14 protein-coding genes and 1 pseudogene are annotated in these 19,926 nt (G+C 65.9%); 6 read left to right on the top strand and 9 right to left on the bottom strand.

From position 1 onward, the window contains the following. The first annotated feature begins 72 nt into the window (after positions 1-72). Positions 73-984: a LysR family transcriptional regulator gene (locus KW836_RS14625; RefSeq protein WP_175121665.1), complete on the top strand. Its 912-nt coding sequence runs from the start codon at positions 73-75 to the stop codon at positions 982-984. Positions 985-1,056: 72 nt separating this feature from the next. Here KW836_RS14625 and ntrC read toward each other — a convergent pair whose 3' ends face one another. The 5 genes from ntrC to rdgB all read right to left on the bottom strand — a co-directional run bounded on the left by ntrC (position 1,057) and on the right by rdgB (position 7,288). Continuing rightward, a complete protein-coding gene (gene ntrC / locus KW836_RS14620) occupies positions 1,057-2,562 on the bottom strand; it encodes a nitrogen regulation protein NR(I) (RefSeq protein ID WP_218343718.1) in 1,506 nt (501 codons plus the stop codon). Beyond that, complete coding sequence (gene glnL / locus KW836_RS14615; RefSeq protein WP_056560977.1) at positions 2,562-3,626, bottom strand: nitrogen regulation protein NR(II); 1,065 nt, start codon at positions 3,624-3,626, stop codon at positions 2,562-2,564. The genes ntrC and glnL overlap by 1 nt, the downstream gene beginning before the upstream one ends. Positions 3,627-3,812: 186 nt before the next feature. Continuing rightward, positions 3,813-5,225, bottom strand: coding sequence for a type I glutamate--ammonia ligase (gene glnA, locus KW836_RS14610; RefSeq protein WP_175136605.1), 1,413 nt, complete (start codon positions 5,223-5,225; stop codon positions 3,813-3,815). A gap of 183 nt (positions 5,226-5,408) precedes the next feature. Next, the gene (hemW, locus tag KW836_RS14605; protein ID WP_218343717.1) at positions 5,409-6,629 is read right to left on the bottom strand and encodes a radical SAM family heme chaperone HemW; all 1,221 of its coding nucleotides are present in this window, start codon (positions 6,627-6,629) and stop codon (positions 5,409-5,411) included. Between the two features lie 35 nt (positions 6,630-6,664). Further along, the gene (rdgB, locus tag KW836_RS14600; RefSeq protein ID WP_175121668.1) at positions 6,665-7,288 is read right to left on the bottom strand and encodes an RdgB/HAM1 family non-canonical purine NTP pyrophosphatase; all 624 of its coding nucleotides are present in this window, start codon (positions 7,286-7,288) and stop codon (positions 6,665-6,667) included. 202 nt (positions 7,289-7,490) lie between these two features. Between rdgB and KW836_RS14595 the strand changes: the two genes are divergently transcribed. Next, positions 7,491-9,344, top strand: a complete 1,854-nt coding sequence (locus tag KW836_RS14595; protein ID WP_255595646.1) for an EAL domain-containing protein — start codon at positions 7,491-7,493, stop codon at positions 9,342-9,344. A 150-nt stretch (positions 9,345-9,494) separates the two neighbouring features. Here the strand turns inward: KW836_RS14595 and KW836_RS14590 are convergent. After that, a pseudogene (locus KW836_RS14590) lies at positions 9,495-10,928 on the bottom strand (methyl-accepting chemotaxis protein); the annotation flags it as partial. A gap of 232 nt (positions 10,929-11,160) precedes the next feature. Here KW836_RS14590 and KW836_RS14585 point away from each other — a divergent pair. Together KW836_RS14585 and KW836_RS14580 are read left to right on the top strand one after the other, a co-directional pair. Continuing rightward, positions 11,161-12,321: an acyl-CoA dehydrogenase family protein gene (locus KW836_RS14585; RefSeq protein WP_105238791.1), complete on the top strand. Its 1,161-nt coding sequence runs from the start codon at positions 11,161-11,163 to the stop codon at positions 12,319-12,321. Positions 12,322-12,337: 16 nt separating this feature from the next. After that, on the top strand, positions 12,338-13,711 hold the full coding sequence (locus tag KW836_RS14580) for an MmgE/PrpD family protein (protein WP_218343716.1): 1,374 nt from the start codon (positions 12,338-12,340) through the stop codon (positions 13,709-13,711). Positions 13,712-13,842: 131 nt separating this feature from the next. Here the strand turns inward: KW836_RS14580 and rph are convergent, their stop codons facing one another. Next, entirely contained in the window at positions 13,843-14,577 is a 735-nt protein-coding gene (rph, locus tag KW836_RS14575) for a ribonuclease PH (RefSeq protein WP_175136609.1), read from the bottom strand. Positions 14,578-14,761: 184 nt separating this feature from the next. On the opposite strand from rph, the gene KW836_RS14570 reads away from it, so the two are divergent. Further along, on the top strand, positions 14,762-15,694 hold the full coding sequence (locus KW836_RS14570) for a YicC/YloC family endoribonuclease (RefSeq protein ID WP_218343715.1): 933 nt from the start codon (positions 14,762-14,764) through the stop codon (positions 15,692-15,694). Between the two features lie 49 nt (positions 15,695-15,743). On the opposite strand, the gene KW836_RS14565 is transcribed toward KW836_RS14570, so the two are convergent. Together KW836_RS14565 and KW836_RS14560 are read right to left on the bottom strand one after the other, a co-directional pair. Continuing rightward, positions 15,744-17,303, bottom strand: a complete 1,560-nt coding sequence (locus KW836_RS14565) for an amino acid permease (protein ID WP_218343714.1) — start codon at positions 17,301-17,303, stop codon at positions 15,744-15,746. A gap of 158 nt (positions 17,304-17,461) precedes the next feature. Then, positions 17,462-18,961 carry an AMP nucleosidase gene (locus KW836_RS14560; RefSeq protein WP_370633028.1) on the bottom strand — a complete coding sequence of 500 codons (1,500 nt, stop codon included), beginning with the start codon at positions 18,959-18,961 and terminating at the stop codon, positions 17,462-17,464. Positions 18,962-19,329: 368 nt separating this feature from the next. Between KW836_RS14560 and KW836_RS14555 the strand changes: the two genes are divergently transcribed. Further along, a complete protein-coding gene (locus KW836_RS14555; protein ID WP_175121673.1) occupies positions 19,330-19,926 on the top strand; it encodes a C40 family peptidase in 597 nt (198 codons plus the stop codon).

Raw genomic sequence — 19,926 nt, 5'->3', positions numbered from 1 at the left:
CCCCTCGGTTTTGGCGCTATATTTTGATGACTTCGTTCAAATTATTTGAATACCCGTTCTTCGCTCTCTGACATGCAGCCCATCACCCCGGAACTTCTTGTCCTTGTCGACGCGATCGCACGCCACGGCAGCTTTGCCAAGGCGGCGCGCGAACTGGGCAAGGTGCCCTCCGCCGTCACCTACTCCATCCGCAAGCTCGAAGACGGCTTGGACGTGCTGCTGTTCGACCGCTCGGGGCACCGCGCGCTGCTGACCCCGGCGGGCGAAGCGCTGCTCAAGGATGGGCGGCATCTGCTGCAGTCGCTGGACGAGCTGGCCAGCCGGGTCAAGCGCATTGCCACGGGATGGGAAGTGCAACTGCGCATCGCCGTCAGTGCCGTGATTCCGTGGCGGCCCATCTACGACCTGATCGACGAATTCCATGCGGTGGGCAGCGCCACGACGCTGCGCTTTTCCACCGAGGTGCTGAGCGGCAACTGGGACGCCCTGACGTCGGGCCGCGCCGACCTGGTGATCGGCGCGGGCGCGGCGGGCGAACCCACGGGCCCGTATCGTTCACAAGCGATCGGCGTGATGCAGTTCGGATTCTGCGTGGCGGCGAATCACCCGCTGGCCTCATTGCCGCAGCCGCTCAGCCGCGCGGACATCACGCGTTACTGCGCCGTGGTGATTGCCGATACCTCGCGCAACCTGCCCGTGCAGTCGCGCGGCATCCTGTCGGAGCAGCCGACGCTGGTGATGCCGTCGATGCAGGCCAAGATCGACGCGCAGGTGCGCGGCCTGGGCTGCGGCTATCTGCCGCTGACGCTGGCCGCACCCTACCTTGCGCAAGGGTTGCTGGTGGTGTGCGAAACGGATGAAGGCATGTCCCTGACGGAACACGTGGCGTACGCGTGGCGGGCGGAGCCGCCCGGCGAGGCCATGAAGTGGTGGCTGCAGAAACTGAAGTCGCCGCGCCTGTGCGAAAGCCTGCTCGGCTTGTAGGCCGGCCCGAGCCCACATGCGCTCGGGTCCGGCGTCCGGAACCGGCCCACTGCCGGGCCGGCGCCGGATCGGTTACTCGTCTTCGATACCCAGCTCGCGCAGCTTGCGCGTGATGGTGTTGCGGCCGATCCCCAGGCGCGAGGCGGCTTCCACGCGACGGCCCCGGCTGGCATCCAGCGCGCTTTGCAGCAGGATCTTCTCGAACTGGCGCGTCAGTGTCGCCATGACTGCGGGCTCGCCGCGCTCCAGCCGGTACTGCGCATCGCGCAGCAGCGAATCCTGCCAATTGCGCGGCGCGCCGTCCTCAGCCGGTTCCGCGGCGTAGGCGCCCGACTGAACCACCGTACCCACGCCAGCCGTCGGCGTCGCGGGCCGCATGGGTGCGGACCCGGGCTGCGGCTGATGTTCCATGGCCCGGATTTCAGGCGGCAGGTCGATACGATCCACTGTCTGGCCCGGCGCCATCACCGTCAGCCAGTGGCAGAAGTTTTCCAGCTGGCGCACGTTGCCCGGGAAGTCGAACTTGGTCAGCACGGCCAGCGCCTCGGGCGTCAGCCGCTTGACGGGCACGCCCAGCGTGCGCGCACTGGCGGTCAGGAAGTGCTGGGCCAGCGCGGGAATATCCTCGACCCGCTCGCGCAGCGGCGGCAGCCGCAGGCGGATCACGTTCAGGCGGTGAAACAGGTCTTCGCGGAAGAGGCCCTGCTCGACCCGCTGCTCCAGCGGCTGGTGCGTGGCGGCCACGATGCGCACGTCCACGCGCACGGGCTGCGCGCCGCCGACCCGGTAAAAGCTGCCCTCGGCCAGCACGCGTAGCAGTCGCGTCTGCAACTCGATCGGCATGTCGCCGATTTCGTCCAGGAACAGCGTGCCGCCATGCGCCTCTTCGAAGCGGCCGCGGCGCAGGTTATTGGCGCCGGTGAACGCGCCGCGCTCGTGGCCGAACAGTTCGGCCTCCAGCAGGTCGCGCGGAATGGCTGCGGCGTTCAGCGCCACGAACGGTCCGCTGGCGCGCACGCCGTGGCCGTGCAGCGCGCGGGCCACGAGTTCCTTGCCGGTGCCGGACTCGCCGGTGATCAGGACGGTGACCTTGGACTGCGCCAGCCGGCCGATCGCGCGAAAGACTTCCTGCATGGCGGTGGACGACGATTGCGTCATCATCCAGCGCTCGTTGTTCTGCGCCGCTTCGCCCTGCCCGTCCGGGCTTTCGGGTTGGGCCGATTCCTGCATGGCGCGCTGGATCAGCGCGACGGCCTCGTTCACGTCGAACGGCTTGGCCAGGTAATCGAACGCGCCGCCCTGGAAGGCGGAAACGGTGCTGTCCAGATCCGCAAACGCGGTCATCACGATGACCGGCAGACCGGGATGCCGCTCTTTCAGTTGGCGCAACAGCTCCAGGCCGTTGCCGCCGGGCATGCGGATATCCGACACCAGCGCCACGGGCGTTTCACGCGAAAGCGCCTCGAGCACGTCGACCGATTGGGAAAAGCTGCGGGTGGGGACGCCAGCGCGGGCCAGGGCCTTTTCGAGGACCCAGCGGATGGCCTGGTCGTCGTCGACGATCCATACGGGTTTCATCAGTTTGCGGGCTCCATCGGGAGGACCAGGCGAAACTCGGTGCGCCCCGGTCGGGATTCAAATTCGATGATGCCGCCGTGCTGTTGCACGAAGTCCTGCGCCAGGCTCAAGCCCAGGCCGGTACCGCCAGCCCTGGCCGTGACCAGCGGGTGGAAGATGCGGTCACGGATGTGGTCCGGCACGCCCGGACCGTTGTCGATGATGGACAGCACGAGCGCCAGGCGGTGCTGCCGGTGCGCCAGCATGACCTGCCGCGCCACGCGGGTGCGCAGCGTCACCACGCCGGGTTCGGTCTGCGGACCCTGCGGGCGCGCCACCAGTTCCTGCGCGGCGTTGCGCGCCACGTTGAGCACGGCCTGCATCAGGCGGGCGGCGTCGCCCTTCAGGTCCGGCACCGAGGCGTCGTAGTCGCGCTGGATCGTGACGTCGTTGCGGAACTCGGCCTGGATCAGCGCGCAGACGCGCTCGCAGATTTCATGGATGTTCACCGGCCGCGCATTGAGCGGCACACGTTGCGGGCCGCTCAGGCGGTCTACCAGCGCCTGCAGGCGGTCGGCTTCGGAAATGATGACCTGGGTGTATTCGGCCAGGGCTGCGCTGGGCAGCTCGGCTTCCAGCAGTTGCGCGGCGCCGCGCAGCCCGCCCAGGGGATTCTTGACTTCATGCGCCAGGTTGCGCAGCAGTTCGCGGTGGGCTTCGATCTCGTCCACCAGCCGGTGGTTGCGGTCGGCCAGCACGCGTTGCTCGATTTCGCGGGTCTCGATCAGCACCGGCCAACGCTGGCCGGTCAGTCCCACGGTGGTCACGGCGACTTCCACGGATTCGGCGGCGCGGCGCAACGAGGCCAGTTGCCTCACGTCGGCGTACCTGCCGCCCGCGGCGCGGTCGATGGATGACTGGATATTCTCGGGATTGTCGAACAGGGTGGCGGCGGAATGCCCGCCCAGTTGCTTGCGCGAGCGGCCGAACAGGTCCTCGGCGGCGGCGTTGGCGTATTCGATGTGGCCGCGCTCGTTGACCAGGAAGACTGACGTGGCTAGCAGATCGAGAGCTTCAACATTCATTTTCAACGTACCCGAATGGACAGGGGAAAGCGGAACGCGTCCGCGACGGGCGCGCCAACCCGGCGCCCTGCCCGCCGGCGCGGGGCCGGGCGGGCAATTCGTCGGGCGGCTACCTGGTGGTGCGCGTGGTGTAAGCCGTGCTTCTGCCTACCTCATCGCGCTCCCCCCAGCCACGGCCTCAAACCATCAGAGGCTGTAGTACATGTCGAATTCGACCGGGTGCGTCGTCATGCGCAGACGCGTCACATCGGCCATCTTCAGGTCGATGTAGGCGTTGATCATGTCGTTGCTGAACACGCCGCCACGGGTCAGGAACTCGCGATCCTTGTCCAGCGATTCCAGCGCTTCTTCCAGCGAGGCGCAGACGGTCGGGATCTTCGCGTCTTCTTCCGGCGGCAGGTCGTACAGGTTCTTGTCGGCCGGATCGCCCGGGTGGATCTTGTTCTGGACGCCGTCCAGGCCAGCCATCATCAGCGCCGAGAAAGCCAGGTACGGGTTGGCCAGGGGGTCCGGGAAGCGCGCTTCGACGCGGCGGCCCTTCGGGTTGCCGACGTACGGAATACGGATCGAAGCCGAACGGTTGCGGGCCGAGTAGGCCAGCTTCACGGGCGCTTCGAAGTGCGGGACCAGACGCTTGTACGAGTTCGTGCCCGGGTTGGTGATGGCGTTTAGGGCCTTGGCGTGCTTGATGATGCCGCCGATGTAGTACAGGGCGAATTCGGACAGGCCGGCGTAGCCGTTGCCCGCAAACAGGTTCTGGCCGTCCTTCCAGATGGACTGGTGGACGTGCATGCCGGAGCCGTTGTCGCCAACGATGGGCTTGGGCATGAACGTGGCGGTCTTGCCGTAGGCATGGGCCACGTTGTGCACGACGTACTTGACGATCTGGGTCCAGTCGGCGCGCTGCACCAGCGTGCTGAACTTGGTGCCGATTTCGAGCTGGCCGGGAGCAGCCACTTCGTGGTGGTGCACTTCAACCGGCACGCCCATCTGTTCCATCAGCAGGCACATTTCCGAACGCATGTCCTGGAACGAATCGACCGGCGGAACGGGGAAGTAGCCGCCCTTCACGCCCGGACGGTGGCCCGTGTTGCCGCCTTCGAATTCCAGGCCGGTCGACCACGGGGCTTCTTCGGACTTGATCTTGACGAACGTGCCCGACATGTCGGTGTTCCAGGTCACGCCGTCGAACACGAAGAATTCGGGTTCCGGACCGAAGTAGGCGGTGTCGCCCAGGCCGGAGGACTTCAGGTAGGCTTCAGCGCGCTTGGCCAGCGAGCGCGGGTCGCGGTCATAGCCCTTCAGGTCCGACGGTTCGACCACGTCGCACGACAGGATCAGGGTCGGCTCTTCGCGGAACGGATCCAGGTTGGCGGTGGCGCAGTCGGGGATGAGGAGCATGTCGGAGGCTTCGATGCCCTTCCAGCCCGGGATCGACGAACCGTCGAAAGCCTGCCCGCTTTCCAGCTTGTCTTCATCGATAGCGGTGGTGGGCACGGAAACGTGGTGCTCACGGCCAACCGTATCGGTAAAGCGGAAATCCACGAATTTCACTTCGTTATCGGCGATCTGTTTCAGGACGTCTTTCGGGCTTGCCATGTCATCTCCATTAGATAAAAGGGTCGAGGGCTTTGCCCGTCGACTGGCATAAAAGAGGGAAGCAATAAGCGTGCCAGGTTTAGTCCCGGTATTCCCGGGGGGAGGCACGGCAGTCTTGGGGCAATGTAGCACCATCGTGGTGCAAAAGATGGGGCATGATCGCCCCATTTTGGTGCTTGCACCTTACAGGAACATTTCCTGAAGGTCATTGAGGAAGCGCCAGCCCAGGGGCGTCGCGCGCAGGCGCGTGGGATCGGCGTCGAGCAGGCCCCGTTTCGAGGCTGCCTCCAATTGGTGCGCAATGACGGCAAGCGACAAACCGGTGCGTTCGTTGAACGCCGTGGCGGCCACGCCGTCCTTCAGGCGCAGGGCGTTGAGCATGAACTCGAACGGCAGCTCGTCCGGCCCGACCTGCCGGCTCTCGGCCAGATGGCTGCCGTCGCGCGCCATGGCGGCCTGCATCCACGAATCCGGACTGCGCAGCCGCGCTTCGCGCACGATGCGGTCATGAAACGAGAGCTTGCCGTGCGCGCCGGGGCCGATGCCCAGGTAGTCTCCGAACTCCCAGTAATTCATGTTGTGGCGGCAGCGGGCGCCCGGTTTGGCGTAGGCCGATACCTCGTAGCGCGCAAGTCCCGCCGCCGCCAGCTCGGCTTCCACCGCGTCCTGCATGGCGGCGCTCGTGTCGTCGTCCGGCAAGTCTTCAGGCGGAAACTTCGCGAAGACCGTGTTCGGCTCCATCGTCAGGTGATACAGCGACAGGTGCTCGGTGCCGAACGAAATCGCCTGCCGCAGATCGGCCGTACAGGCCTCCAGCGTCTGGCCGGGCAAGGCGAACATCATGTCCAGATTGACGCGGGCCGCCGCCTGCTGCGCCATCTCGATGGCCGCGCGCGCCTGGTTGGCATCGTGAATGCGGCCCAGCTTCTTCAACTGCACATCGTCAAAGCTCTGGATGCCCAGCGAGAACCGCGTGACGCCGCTGGCCGCATAGTCACGAAAGCGCCCCGCCTCGGCCGTGCCGGGGTTGGCTTCCATCGTGATTTCGGCATCAGGCCACAGGTTCAGGTACGCCCGCAGCATTGCCAGCAGCTCGTCCAGGCCGGCCGCCGACAACAGGCTGGGCGTGCCGCCGCCGATGAATACGGATATGACCTGCCTGCCCCAGATGGAAGGCAGCGACTGTTCGAGGTCGCTGCGCAGCGCATCCAGATAGGCGCGTTCGGGAATCTCGCCCGGCGCGGCGTGCGAGTTGAAATCGCAGTACGGGCACTTGCGCACGCACCACGGCACGTGGACGTAGACCGACAGCGGCGGCAGGCTGGTCAGCGTGGCGCCAGCGGGAACAACGAGGCGCGACTTGGTCGCGCCCATATCGTTGCGGATGGGAATGGTGATGGACATGCGAAAAAATTCCTGGCGCCTTGGCGGCGCCGTGGTCAAGCGTGGCTCAGCTTGCTGAGCAGCTCGCGCAGCGCCCGGGCGCGATGGCTGACCCGGTTCTTTTCATCGGGATCCAGCGACGCGGCGGTCAGCGCCATGTCGGGCAGGTAGAAGTGCGGATCGTAGCCAAAGCCGTTGGCACCTTCGGGCACGTCGATGATCTCGCCGTGCCACAGGCCTTCGCCGATCAGCGGACGGGGGTCGTTCTCGGAACGCACCAGCGCCAGGACCGCCACATACCAAGCGCTGCGGTCGGCGACGGACGCCAGGTTGCGCACCAGCAGTGCGTTGTTGGCTGCATCGGACTTTTCGCCGCCGTTCATCTTGGCATAGCGCGCCGAATACACGCCCGGCGCGCCGTCCAGCGCGGCCACGCACAGGCCCGAGTCGTCCGCCAACGCGGGCAATCCGGTCAGGCGACTGGCATGGCGGGCTTTGGCCAGCGCGTTCTCCACGAACGTGACGTGCGGCTCTTCGGCTTCCGGCACGCCGAGGTCGCCCTGCGGCACCAGCTCGATGCCCAGCGGCGCGAACAAGGCGGAAAACTCGCGCAGCTTGCCGGCGTTATTGGACGCCAGGACAACACGGCGCAGGGAGTCGGGAATCTTGGGGGAAGTCATAGGCCGGATTGTATAGGGCGAGGCCGGCGGCGGGCGGGCATCCCACGATACTGGCGTGGGTACCACGTACGTGAGAATTCGTTGTTGACACGGATGTAACAGCGACTGAAGATTGCACGTCACGACATGGCGCAACAACGCAGACATATTTTGTTGTCAATATGACCGATCTTGTCACTGATCGTATCTCAATGCCCCGGCGATGAACTCCATTCACGCTTTGCCACGGCCCGCCGCGGCCCGCGCTCCGCTCAATCCTCCCGGCGGCGCGCCCGCGCACGCCAGCCTGGCTGGCATTCTGCGCGAAAGATTATTGCGGCCGCGCTTCCAGCCTGTGGTCGACCTGTCGCACAGCCGCATCTACGGCCACGAAAGCCTCATCCGCGGTCCCGCCGACACCCCCCTGCACTTTCCCGACGCCCTGTTCGCCGAAGCGCGACGCCAGGGGCTGCACCCGCAGCTTGAACTGGCCAGCTTCCGCGCGGGCGCACGCGGATTCGAACAGAACGACGCTGCGGGCAAGCTGTTCCTGAACCTGTCCGGCTCCGCCCTGCTCCATTATTGGACCCTCTGGGGCCACGACATGCCCGGCAGGCTGCTCAAGGACTGCGCGCTGGAACCGGCCAGCATCGTCGTCGAACTGACCGAGCAGGATCCGCTGTCGGACCGCATGGGCGAACTGCACAACGCCTTTGCCTGCCTGCGCGAGGCCGGCATGCGCATCGCGCTCGACGACTACGGCGTCGGTAATTCCAACCTGCAGCTCTGGGCCGAAACCCAGCCCGAGCTGGTCAAGATCGACCGCTATTTCTTTGACGGCATCGGCCACGACGAGCGCAAACAGAACATGGTGCGCGCCATCCTGAAGGTGGCGCAGCACCTGGGCACGTCAGTCATCGCCGAAGGCATCGAAACCGCCGAGGACCTGGCCGTCGTGCGCGAGCTGGACATCCGCTACGCGCAGGGCTGGTTCCTGGGGATGCCCGACGAAACCCTGCTGACCGAACTGACCCCGCCCCTGCGCGACTCGCTGCGCTCGCGCACGTCGGCGCCGGTGTCGCAGCGCGCCGCCGGCGGCACGGCCATCAGTCTGCGGGTCGAGGCCCCCGCCGCGCTCCTGACCAAGCACACCAACGACGACGTGCATCGCCTCTTCATCGAGCACAAAAACCTGCACGCCGTGGCGGTGGTCGACGCCGACAACCGGCCGGTCGGCATCATCAACCGGCGGGACTTCTCCGAACACTACGCGCAGCGCTACACGCGCGAGCTCTTCGGCCGCGACGCCTGCTCCACCTTCATGAACGCCGAGCCGGTGCTGGTGGACGTGAACGTATCGATCGACCAGCTGAGTCACGTGCTGATTTCCGAGGACCAGCGCTACCTGATGGACGGGCTGATCATCACGCGCGACGGCCGCTATGACGGGCTGGCCACGGGCGAAACCCTGGTGCGCTCGGTGACCGAGATGCGTATCGAGGCAGCGCGCTACGCCAACCCGCTGACGTCCTTGCCCGGTAATATCCCCATCAGCCGGCACATTGCCACGCTGCTGGAAGACGCCGCGGACTTCACGATCTGCTACGGGGACCTGAACAACTTCAAGCCCTTCAACGACGTCTACGGCTACTGGCGCGGCGACGACATGATCATGCTGACCGCCGACGTCATCAAACGCCATTGCGACCCGCAGCGCGATTTCGTGGGGCATGTGGGCGGTGACGACTTCGTGGTGCTGCTGCGCAGTCCGGACTGGATGACGCGCATCGAGCGCATCATTGCCGAATTCAACGAGGGCGCCATGGCCCTGTACGACGAACAGGGCCGCCGCAACGGGGGCATCGAGGCCGAAGACCGTTACGGCGTGCCGCGCTTCTTTCCGTTCGTGACGCTGGGCGTGGGCGCCCTGACCGTCACGCCCTCGTTATGCGAGCGCATCCGCCCTGAGGACATCGCCTCGGCGGCTGCCCATGTCAAGCACAAGGTCAAGCACGGGAACCTGTCGCTCGTGGCCGAGCGCTACACGGGCGCCATCCTGCCGCAGCTCACCGGCTGAGGCTTCGCGCGCCGCCGCCTGCGCGCCCTGCGCAATCTGGAATTTGGCCACGGCCCGGCGCAGTCCCTGCGCCTGGGCTTCCAGCGCCGCCGCAGCGGCCGCCGTCTGTTCGACCATGGCGGCCGTTTCCTGCGTGGACCGCTCGATATCGGCCACCGCATCGTTCACCGACGCAATACCGGACGCCTGTTCGGCGGTGGCGCTGGAAATCTCGTTCACGATCTGCGTCACACGGTCCACGGAAGCCACCATATCGCGCATGGTGTCGCCCGCCAGGTTCACGTGACGCACGCCCGCATCCACGCGCGCGGCCGAGTCTTCGATCAGGCCCTTGATCTCGCGCGCCGCCTGGGCGCTGCGCTGCGCGAGCGACCGCACTTCCCCCGCCACGACGGCAAAACCCTTGCCCTGCTCGCCCGCGCGCGCCGCTTCCACGGCCGCGTTGAGCGCCAGGATGTTGGTCTGAAACGCAATGCTGTCCACCACGCCCACGATCTCGCCGATGCGCCGCGCGCTGTCGGCGATGCCCTGCATGCTGTGCACCACTTCGTCGACGGCCTGGCCGCCGCGCTGCGCCAACTGCGTGGCGCTGACCGCTTGCCGGCTGGCCAGGTCCGCGTTGCCGGCGGTCATTTGCACGGTGTGCGCCAGCTGCGTCATGTTGGCCGACGCTTCCTGCAGCGAGCCCGCCTGCCGGGCCGCGCGGTCCGACATGTCCGCGCCGCCGGCTGCGATTTCGCCGGCGCCGGTATGGATCTCTTCGACGCCCAGACGCACCGACGCGACCGCGGTCGACAGCCCTGTTTGCATGCGGCGCATGGCCGAATACAGCACGCCGATCTCGTTGTCGCCGCGCTGCGTGATCGCGCCGGTCAGATCGCCGTCCGCGATGCGGTCAAAGTGCGCCCCCGCCTCGTTCAGCGGCCGCACGATGCTGCGGCGGAATCCCAGCCGGATCAGGATCGCCAGCACCAGGACGAAACCCAGCACGGCGGCCGCCACCACGATCACACGCTCCAGGGTGCGGCTTGCGCCGGCCACCGCCTCCTGCCCGTGTTCGCGGGCGTAGGCTTGGTAGGCCTCGACCTGCTTCACATAGCCCGCGCCACTGGCGGGCAGCGCCTTGTCCGTCAGCCGGTTGACCTCGATGCCGTTCCAGCCCTGGATCGCCTTGCTCATCGGCGCAAGCGTCTGGTCCGCAAAGGCGGCATAGGCCGTCAGCACCTGGCCGAACAGCGGCGCGCCCTGGGCACTGTCGTCGGGATTGGCGCGCAGGCGCGCCAGACTGGCGGCGGCCTGCTTGAGCAGCCCATCGGCCTGGGCCAGCGACGCGTTGCGCGCGTCTTCCAGCCCGCCTTCCATCGCCGTCTTGGCGTCGGTCAGCGCCGCGCGCGCCTGAAACAGCCGGCTGGTCATATCCGCGAGATCACTCGCCCTTTCGATGCTGCCCCGGCCCAGGGCCTCGATATCGGCGCGGTTGTCGCGCAAGACCGTGATACCCGCCGCCGCAGCGACAGCGAACAGCACGACGAACAACGCAAGAATGGCCGATAGCGCCGTCGTGACTCTCAGATTTTTCCGCATATCCATCCGTGTATAGCCTTGGCCGCCTTCGCGGCAGTGCCACGGATTATGGAGATGCAGTTTGGCAATTTCTTGACACAACCTTGGCGGAAACATGACGCACAGCGGTCATGAAGGTGCGCTTTTGCGTTCAGGAACCCCGTATTAATGATTCGTGAATTGGCACCTGGCCGCCCTTGCGGCACATTCGATCCTGTACCGAACCATTCCTTCACATAGAACAGTCAGCCACATGCACCAAGCCTCCCACGCCTACCAGGACATCCGCGAAGCCGTGCGCGACCTCTGCGCACAATTCCCCTCCGAATATTTCCGCAAGGTCGACGAAGAGCGCGGCTATCCCGAGGACTTCGTCCGCGCCCTCACCGAAGCCGGCTGGCTGGCGGCGCTGATCCCGCAGGAATACGGCGGCTCGGGCCTGGGGCTGACCGAAGCCTCGGTCATCATGGAAGAAATCAACCGCAGCGGCGGCAATTCCGGCGCCTGCCACGGCCAGATGTACAACATGGGCACGCTGCTGCGCCACGGCTCCGAAGCCCAGAAGCGAGAATACCTGCCCCGCATCGCCGCCGGCGAACTGCGCCTGCAGTCGATGGGCGTCACCGAACCCACCACCGGCACCGACACCACCAAGATCAAGACCACCGCCGTCAAGCGCGGCGACCGCTATGTCATAAATGGGCAGAAGGTCTGGATCTCTCGGGTGCAGCATTCGGACCTGATGATTCTGCTGGCGCGCACCACGCCGCTGGATCAGGTCACGCGCAAGTCCGAAGGCATGTCGATCTTCCTGGTCGACCTGCACCACGCGGTCAAGCACGGCATGTCGATCCGCCCGATCCCCAACATGGTCAACCACGAGACCAATGAGCTCTTCTTCGACAACCTGGAAATCCCCGAAGAAAACCTGATCGGCGAAGAAGGCAAGGGTTTCAAGTACATCCTGGATGGCCTGAACGCCGAGCGCACGCTGATCGCCGCCGAGTGCATTGGCGACGGCTACTGGTTTGTCGACAAGGTCACCGCCTACGCCAAGGAACGCGTGGTGTTCGGCCGCCCCATCGGCCAGAACCAGGGCGTGCAGTTCCCCATTGCGCGCGCGCACATCAACGTTGAAGCGGCCAGCCTGATGCGCTACGAGGCCTGCCGGCTGTTCGATGCCCACGAGCCCTGCGGCGCCCAGGCCAACATGGCCAAGCTGCTGGCGGCGGACGCATCCTGGGAAGCCGCCAACGCCTGCTTGCAGTTCCATGGCGGCTTCGGCTTTGCCAATGAATACGACGTCGAACGCAAGTTCCGCGAGACGCGCCTTTACCAGGTGGCGCCCATCTCGACCAACCTGATCCTGTCGTACGTCGCCGAACACATCCTGGGCCTGCCCCGCTCCTTCTGACACGCCATCTTCCGACATGACCGCAGACAAAGACACCCCGCACCTGAGCGCCGAACTCGCGGCCTTTGCCGCCAACCTGCGCTACGAAGACATTCCCGCCCCGGTGCTGCGCCGCGCCGAAGACCTGCTGCTCGATTGCCTAGCTTCCATCCTGGCCGGCGCGTCGGCCCGCGCAGTCCAGGCGATCGACCGCTATGCCGCCGCGATGGGGCCGGCGGATGGTCCCAGTGAAGTCCTGATCACCCGCCGCCGCACCACGCCGCTCTTTGCCGCCATGGTCAACGCGGCGGCCGCGCACGTGGTGGAACAGGACGACGTGCACAACGGCTCGGTCTTTCACCCGGCGGCCGTGGTGTTTCCTCCTGCCCTGGCCGTGGCGCAGGCGCTGGGCTCCTCGGGCCGCGATCTGCTCACCGCCGCCGTGGCCGGCTACGAGGTCGGCATTCGGGTCGGCGAGTTTCTGGGCCGCTCGCACTACAAGATCTTCCACACGACCGGCACGGCTGGCACGCTGGCCGCCGCGGTTACCACCGGCCGGCTGCTGGGCCTGTCCCCTGAGCAGATGCTGCACGCGCTGGGCTCGGCCGGCACGCAGGCCGCGGGGCTGTGGGAATTCCTGCGCGACGCCGCTGATTCCAAGCAATTGCACACTGCCAAGGCGGCCGCGGACGGCATCACCGCGGCCTACCTGGCGCGCGAAGGGTTCACCGGCGCACGCCACATCCTGGAAGGCCCGCAGGGCATGGCGGCCGGCATGTCCACCGACGCCGACCCCAGCCGCCTGTGCGACCGCCTGGGACAGCGCTGGGCGCTGGCCGAAACCTCGTTCAAGTTCCATGCCTCGTGCCGCCACACGCATCCGGCCGCCGACGCGCTGCAGCAGGCGCTGCGCGACAACCACCTGACCGAGGACGACGTCGAACGCGTCGTGGCGCACGTCCACCAAGGCGCCATCGACGTTCTTGGTCCAGTCGTCAATCCGCAGACGGTGCACCAATCAAAGTTCTCGATGGGTACGGTGCTGGCTCTGATCGCGCGCCAGGGCCGGGCCGGTCTGGCGGAATTCGACGCTGGCCTGGACGACCCGGGCGTCGCCGCCTTCCGCGGCAAGGTCGAAATGGCGCTTGATGCGGAAGTCGATGGCGCCTACCCGCAACGCTGGATCGGCAAGGTCACGGTGTACACCCGCGACGGCCGCGTGCTGCATGGCCGCGTCGACGAACCCAAGGGCGACCCGGGCAACACGCTCAGCCGCCCCGAAATCGAGGACAAGACGCTCAGCCTGGGCAGGTACGCCGATGCGGCGACGGAACAGGAGCTGCGCGGATTGATTGCGACGATCTGGGGGCTTGAAAAAGTAGGCAAGGTGGAGGCGCTGTTGCCGAAGTAATTCGCGAATGCCTGAAACTCAGGCACAAACAAAGCCGCATCTGCGGCTTTTTTTGCGTTGTGGCTACGCTGCAAGTGTCTGCGGCAGAAGTCAGACACCGGATTCGCACGACGGACCAGGCGCCACACAGCTCACGCCAGCGCGGCGCGCTGGGCCTTCACCAGGTTGGCAATCCCGTTTTCCGCCAGCACCAGCATCGTGTCCAGCTCAGCCCGCGTGAACGTCGCGCCCTCGCCCGTGCCCTGCACTTCCACGAATGCGCCGCTGCCCGTCATGATGACGTTCACGTCGGCGTCGCAGGCCGAATCTTCCGGGTAGTCCAGATCCAGCACCGCCTGGCCGTTGACCAGGCCCACCGACACCGCAGCGACGGCGTCGCGGATCGGATTGGTGGCCAGATCGCCACGTTTCATCAGCAGACCCACCGCGTCGGCCGCCGCGACCCAGGCGCCCGTGATGCTGGCGCAGCGCGTGCCGCCGTCGGCCTGCAGCACGTCGCAATCAAGGTGCAGCGTGCGTTCGCCCAGCGCCTTCATGTCGAACACCGCCCGCAGGCTGCGGCCGATCAGGCGCTGGATCTCCTGCGTGCGGCCGCTCTGCTTGCCGCGCGCGGCCTCGCGGTCGCCGCGCGTGTGCGTGGCCCGCGGCAACATGCCGTATTCAGCCGTTACCCAGCCTTCGCCCTTGCCCTTCAGAAAAGGCGGTACCTTGTCCAGGACGCTTGCCGTGCAAAGCACATGGGTGTCGCCCGCCTTCACCAGCACGGAGCCTTCGGCGTATCGCGTAAAGCCACGCTCCAGGCTGAACGGACGCAATTGGTCGGCGGCGCGGCCCGACGGCCGGACATTCGTGGGGATGGTGGTCACAACTGGCTCCAGACTTGGCTTAGATTCGCGGCATTGTACGGGCAGGCGTCACAAGACAATCTCGCTTGGAGTATCCTGCCGCGATGTATCCGGTTGAAAACACAGACCCGCTGCCCAGGACCTGGGCGCCGCGGGCCCCGGCGCAACCGGCTCCTATTCCAAGAATCACCAGGACACGCACACCATGATCCGCAGCATGACCGCCTTCGGCAACGCCCGAGCAGACTTAGAACAAGGCACTCTCGCCATAGAACTGCGCAGCGTCAACAGCCGCTTTCTCGACCTGTATTTCCGTCTTCCCGACGAACTGCGCCACGTGGAAACGCCCCTGCGCGAGCTGCTGACCACCAACCTGGGCCGCGGCAAGGTCGAAATCCGCGTGTCCTTCACCCGTGCGGCCAACGCCGACCTGTCCAAGCTGGATCCCGCCTGGCTCGACAGCCTGGCCGAACAGCTGCAGGCCGCGCGCCGCATCATTCCGGACATCGCATCCCCGCGTCTGGCCGAACTGTTCAACTGGCCCGGCCAGCGCGGCAACGACGCCCTGGACCCGCAGATCTGGGGCGCCGCGTGCCTGCAGGCCGCGCAGCAGGCCCTGACCCAGCTTCAGGAAGGCCGCGAGCGCGAAGGCGAACGCCTGGCCGGCATGATGCGCGAATGCGCCGATGGCGTCGCGCGCGTCGTGGACATCGTGCAGGCGCATCTGCCGCAATTGCTGGCTGACCACCGCGAGCGCCAGGCCGCCAAGCTGCGCGAAAGCGTCGAATCCGCATTCCCCGGCGGATTCACCCACATTTCCGGCGCGGAACTGTCCGAACGCCTGTCGCAGGAAGCCAACCTCTTTGCCCTGCGCATCGACGTGGCCGAAGAACTGTCCCGCTTGCGCTCGCACCTGGAAGAACTGCGTCACCTGCTGTCCGACGGCGGCGGCAAGCCCGCGGCCGGCAAGAAGAACGCCGGCAGCGCGGGCAAGCGCCTGGATTTCCTGTTCCAGGAAATGAACCGTGAAGCCAACACGCTGGGTTCCAAGGCCGGCAGCATGGAAGTCACCCGCGCCGCCATGGACCTGAAGCTGCTGATCGAGCAGATGCGCGAGCAGGCGCAGAACATCGAGTAAGGGGCGCGGCGCCCGCGGGGGTTGCTACCCCCGCCTGCCGGCCACCCTGTTAGCGGCTCTCGCCCGTCGCCGGCTCGCCCCGCAGGGCCGAATCCAGGTATTCGCTACGGGCGCGCGCGTCCGGAAAACGCATGTCGCGGTAGCTGACAAAGCGCGAACCGCGCGTCAGGCGGTAGCCGGCCCAGATCAGCAAAAAGAGCGGAATGCCGATGTAGGTGGCGACCACGCCGCCCCACTGGATCTTGTCCTCCAGGAACGCCTGGTAGTTCTGACCCAAGGTGATGATCAGGCACAGCACGAACGCGAAGATCGGACCGAAGGGGAAGAACGGGGACACATACGGCAGATCCGCCAGGCTGTTGCCCTGCTTCACGTAACCCCGCCGGAATCGGTAATGGCTGATGGCAATGCCCAGCCACGCAATGAACCCGGTCATCCCCGACGTATTGAGCAGCCAGATATAGACGTCGTTGGGACTGAAGAGAAAGGTGAAAAAGCACAGCGCCGCGACGACGGTGGTGGCCAGCAGCGCCCACAGGGGCACGCCGCTACGCGAAATCCGGCCGAAGATCCGCGGCGCCTTGCCTTCGCGCGCCAGGCTGTAGAGCATGCGCGTGGCCGCATACATGCCCGAATTGCCGGCGGACAGCACCGACGTCAGCACCACGGCGTTCATCACGGAGGCCGCACCCAACAGTCCTGCGCGTTCGAAGATGAGCGCGAACGGGCTGACGCTGATGTCCTCGACATCGTTGCGCAGCAAATGCGGATCGGTATAGGGAATCAAGAGGCCGATGACCAGGATCGCCGCCACGTAGAACAGCAGAATGCGCCAGAACACCTGGCGCACCGCGCGCGGCAGATTGCGGGCCGGATCCTTGGATTCTCCTGCGGCAATGCCGATCAGTTCGGTGCCCTGGAACGAAAATCCCACCACCATCGCCACGCCGATCAGCGCGGCAAAGCCGCCCGCGAAGGGCGCGTCGCCCACCGTCCAATTGGCCAGCCCGCCCGTCTCGCCACCGCGGATGATGCCCAGCAGCATCATCACGCCCATGGTGACGAAGGCCAGCACCGCAATCACCTTGATCAGCGCAAACCAGAATTCGGCCTCGCCGAACCCACGGGCGGACATGGCGTTCAGTCCGAAAGTGATGGCCAGGAACAGCGCGCTCCAATAGAAGCCGGGCACGTCGGGAAACCAGTACGCCATGACGAGCTGCGCCGCGACCAGGTCGACCGCCACCGTCACCGCCCAGTTGTACCAATAGTTCCACCCGAGCGCGAAGCCGAAGCCGTCTTCGACATAGCGCGCGCCATAGGTCGAGAACGAGCCGGACACCGGCATGGCGGCCGCCAGTTCGCCCAGGCTGGTCATCAGGAAATAGACCATGATGCCGATCAGCACATAGCCCAGCAGCGCGCCGCCGGGGCCGGCCTTGGCGATGGTCGCGCCCGACGCCACGAAGAGTCCGGTGCCGATGGACCCGCCGACCGCGATCATGGTCAGGTGGCGCGCCGACAGCGTGCGCCGCAATTCGGACGGCCTGTCCGCCTGCGCGTTGCGCGTGCCGCCTGAGCGACGGTCATCGTTTTCCGATGGTGCCAAAATGCGTTCCTTCACGTCTGGATGGCGCTCGCGCAATACGCTGCGAACGCCCTGGGATTACCGAGCAACGCGCGAGAATAGCGCAATCGGCCCCGACATGAAAAATGGCCGGGAGCTGGGGACGGATTCGCCCCGGAGCCCTCCCGGCAGCGGCCGTCTTATTGAAACGCCGTTTCCATGAACGTGCGCAGCTTGCGCGAATGCAGCCGCTCCGGCGGCATGTCGCGCAGCCGCTCCAGCGCCCGGATGCCGATTTCCAGATGCTGGTTGACCTGACGCCGGTAAAAGGCGCTGGCCATGCCGGGCAGTTTCAGTTCGCCGTGCAGCGGCTTGTCCGACACGCACAGCAAGGTGCCGTAAGGCACCCGGAAGCGGAATCCGTTGGCCGCGATCGTGGCCGATTCCATGTCCAGCGCAATCGCGCGCGACTGGGCAAAGCGTTCCACCAGATCGACGTGGTCGCGCAACTCCCAGTTGCGGTTGTCGATTGTCGCCACGGTGCCCGTGCGCATGATGCGCTTCAGGTCCCAACCGGACAGCCCGGCCACTTCTTCGACCGCCTGCTCCAGCGCCACCTGCACTTCCGCCAACGCCGGCACGGGCACCCAAGTGGGCAGATCGTCATCCAGCACGTGGTCTTCACGGACATAGCCGTGCGCCAGGACGTAGTCGCCCAGGCGCTGGGAATCTCGCAGGCCGGCGCAATGGCCAAGCATCAGCCACGCGTGCGGACGCAGCACGGCGATGTGGTCGGTGATCGTCTTGGCGTTCGACGGCCCGACGCCGATGTTGACCAACGTGATGCCGGAGTGATCGCCGCGCACCAGGTGGTAAGCCGGCATCTGCGGCAAGCGCACGGCCTGGGCCTCGTCGCCCGGACCGCTTTCGCCACGGCGCGTGATGCGGTTGCCGGGCTCGACCAGCATTTCATAGTCTTCGTTGCCGCTGGACATCAGGGCGCGGGCCCGGGCGCAGAACTCGTCGACATAGAACTGGTAGTTGGTGAACAGCACGAAATTCTGGAAGTGCGTGGGCGCCGTCGAGGTGTAGTGCTGCAGCCGGTGCAGCGAATAATCCACGCGCTGCGCGGTAAACGGCGCCAGCGGCTTGGGTTCGCCTTCCTTGCCGCGCCACGATCCGTTCACGATGGCGTCGTCGGTGACCGCCAGATCCGGCACGTCGAACAGGTCGCGCAGCGGGCGCTTGAGCGCCTCGAGGTGCTCGCCTTCCACGTAGGCGCCCTCGGGAAACGCGAAATGCAGCGGAATCGGGGAATCCGACTCGCCCACTTCGACCGCCACCCGATGGTTCTGCAACAACTGGCCGATCTGCTCGATCAGGTAATCGCGAAACAGGACCGGCTGTGTGATGGTGGTCTGGTAGTAACCCGGTTCGGCCACGTGGCCATAGGAAAGCCGGGTGTCGATGGGATCGTAGGTTTCGACGACGATGCGGATGGCCGGGTAGTAGGCGCGGAATCGCGCGCTGCCATTGCCCGTGCCCTTCAAGACCTCGCGAAACGCGGTACGCAGGAACGCCGTATTGCGCGCATAGATTTCCGCCAGCCGGTCTACGGCGGACAACGCGTCCTGGAAGGGTTCAAACGGCAGGGCCTCAGGCCGGTTCATGGACGACAAAGGGTGTACTGCGTTCATCATTGAGCTTTACTCCGCCTTCTTATCTGTCTTTTTTGGCATCGGCTTTGCGCAACGGCAATACCGAGGGCCGATGCGGTCGATTATGCCCGAGGCGTTGGGCAATGAAATGTCATCAGGGCCGCCGTCGTGGCTATCGCACGCAACGGCCCGCTCATACGCGATTTCCGATGAGCCTGTTACGTGGCGCGGTGGGCGCACAGTAACAACAGGCCGGTGATTATGCTGCATTGCACTACAAATGTAATGAAACATTATTACACTATAATCTTGAGGCGTTTCTTGCTTTCTGCCTGGAAACCGCTCCCCTTTCCGCCGGCTTGCCTCATAGGCAAAGCCATGCCGCCCACTCCGATTTCTGAAGTGACGTAATGACGCCGCCCACGCGAAAGTTTCGCTTTACCCAATTCCGCACGCCCGCATTTCTGTCAGCGCCCCTGCTGGCCCTGACGCTCTCCTGGATTCCTGGCGCCGCCCAAGCCTCGCTGGCCGCCGAACAAGCCCGCCCCACCCTCAGCGGCTTAAGCCTCGCGCAAGAGCCCACCGTCCTGACGCTGCGCGAGCGCGTCGTGCAGGCCGGCCTGGAGGCCATCGGCACGCCCTACAGCTGGGGCGGCGATGACGCCGACGGCTTCGATTGCAGCGGGCTCGTCCTGTATGTCTACCGCGAAATCGCGGGCCTGGAGCTGCCGCGCACCGCGCGCGCCCAGCGCAGCGAAGGCAAGACCGTGTCCGCCAAGAAGGAACTGCGCCCCGGTGATCTGGTGTTCTTCGCCACCCGTGGACGCGGCGTCACCTCGCACGTCGGCATCTATATTGGCCAGAACAAGTTCGTTCATGCCCCCCGCCGCGGCACCAAGGTACGCGTCGACGACATGAAGACGGCCTACTGGTCCAAACGTTACCTGGGCGCCCGCGCCTATCTGGATACCCCGCCCAAGCAACTGCTTGCTCAGGCCTCACGCTAA

It is taken from the genome of Achromobacter sp. ACM05 (assembly GCF_019218915.1).
Classification (GTDB): Bacteria; Pseudomonadota; Gammaproteobacteria; order Burkholderiales; family Burkholderiaceae_B; genus Achromobacter; species Achromobacter animicus.
The sequence above is the reverse complement of the archived record's forward strand: the minus strand, read 5'-3'. Positions and strand labels throughout refer to the sequence as shown.

Coding starts and splice junctions, on each gene's coding strand:
- glnA (WP_175136605.1), bottom strand. CDS start 5,225: ATGGCAAGCCCGAAAGACGTCCTGAAACAGATCGCCGATAACGAAGTG.
- rdgB (WP_175121668.1), bottom strand. CDS start 7,288: ATGACTTCCCCCAAGATTCCCGACTCCCTGCGCCGTGTTGTCCTGGCG.
- glnL (WP_056560977.1), bottom strand. CDS start 3,626: ATGAATGTTGAAGCTCTCGATCTGCTAGCCACGTCAGTCTTCCTGGTC.
- KW836_RS14585 (WP_105238791.1), top strand. CDS start 11,161: ATGCACCAAGCCTCCCACGCCTACCAGGACATCCGCGAAGCCGTGCGC.
- KW836_RS14625 (WP_175121665.1), top strand. CDS start 73: ATGCAGCCCATCACCCCGGAACTTCTTGTCCTTGTCGACGCGATCGCA.
- KW836_RS14555 (WP_175121673.1), top strand. CDS start 19,330: ATGACGCCGCCCACGCGAAAGTTTCGCTTTACCCAATTCCGCACGCCC.
- KW836_RS14595 (WP_255595646.1), top strand. CDS start 7,491: ATGAACTCCATTCACGCTTTGCCACGGCCCGCCGCGGCCCGCGCTCCG.
- hemW (WP_218343717.1), bottom strand. CDS start 6,629: ATGTCCATCACCATTCCCATCCGCAACGATATGGGCGCGACCAAGTCG.
- KW836_RS14570 (WP_218343715.1), top strand. CDS start 14,762: ATGATCCGCAGCATGACCGCCTTCGGCAACGCCCGAGCAGACTTAGAA.
- ntrC (WP_218343718.1), bottom strand. CDS start 2,562: ATGAAACCCGTATGGATCGTCGACGACGACCAGGCCATCCGCTGGGTC.
- KW836_RS14580 (WP_218343716.1), top strand. CDS start 12,338: ATGACCGCAGACAAAGACACCCCGCACCTGAGCGCCGAACTCGCGGCC.
- KW836_RS14560 (WP_370633028.1), bottom strand. CDS start 18,961: ATGATGAACGCAGTACACCCTTTGTCGTCCATGAACCGGCCTGAGGCC.